The sequence below is a fragment of the Novosphingobium naphthalenivorans NBRC 102051 genome, assembly GCF_001590985.1.
Lineage (GTDB): Bacteria > Pseudomonadota > Alphaproteobacteria > Sphingomonadales > Sphingomonadaceae > Novosphingobium > Novosphingobium naphthalenivorans.
Genome location: NZ_BCTX01000208.1, coordinates 1 through 1,011, shown reverse-complemented (window position 1 = coordinate 1,011; position 1,011 = coordinate 1). Strand labels below are relative to the sequence as shown.

At 60.9% G+C, this 1,011-nt stretch carries 1 pseudogene; it reads left to right on the top strand.

The features are described 5' to 3' along the window. Positions 1 to 60 precede the first annotated feature (60 nt). Positions 61 to 993: pseudogene (locus NN5_RS24755) on the top strand (IS5 family transposase). Positions 994 to 1,011 lie beyond the last annotated feature (18 nt).

Below are 1,011 nucleotides of genomic sequence, written 5' to 3'. Positions count from 1 at the left end.
CTTTGTTGCATATCAAAGTGATGGATTCCCTTGAGGAATCGGAAGACGTAGATGGTCGGGATGCCCAAGCCGACGCCCACGAAGTATCGCACGACCAACTGACCCGAGTATAACGCTGCGCTGAAGAGGCGCGGGTCGCTGGAGGTTTGGTTTGATCCTGGGATGGCGTGGTTTGCGGTTCCGGACGGGCGTGCAGGACGTCCGCTGCGCTTTTCCGCTCAGGCGATCGAGTTTTGCCTGACGCTGAAGGGGTTGTTCCAGCTTCCTTTGCGTCAGGTGACGGGGCTGGTCCAAAGCCTGCTCAGGATGACGGGTCTGGACTGGCCCGTACCGGATTATACGACACTGTGCCGCCGCCAGCGGACCTTGCCGGTGGAGTTGGGCGGACGCCCCAGTTCAGGCGGCCTGCACCTTCTGGTGGACAGCACCGGTATCAAGATGATGGGCGAAGGCGAGTGGAAGACGAGGAAGCACGGCGCGTCCCGGCGTCGCCAGTGGCGCAAGGTGCATATCGGGATCGACGCCGGGACCCTCGACATCCGGGCGATTGAAGGGACGACCAATGCCGCCGGCGATGCGCCGACCCTGCCGGACCTGCTGGCGCAGATCCCGGACGAAGAGCGGATCGTCAGCGTCGGTGGCGACGGTGCCTATGACACCAAAGACTGCCATGCGGCCATTGCCGAACGCGGCGCCGATCCGATCATCCCGGTTCGCCGCAACGGCCGATCATGGACAAAGGACGGTCCCGGCGTCGATGCCCGCAATGAGACGCTGCGGGCGATGAAATATCTGGGTCGGACAATCTGGAAGAAGTGGAGCGGCTATCATCGCCGCAGTCTGGTCGAAACCAAAATGCACTGCTTCAAGCTGCTGGGCTCCCGCCTCGCAGCGCGCACCTTTGAGCGTCAGATAACCGAGCTCAAAGTCCGTGCCGCAATCCTCAATCGCTTCTCACAAATAGGAACGCCCAATACCGTCCGCGTCGTATAATATTATCAAGTAATCATA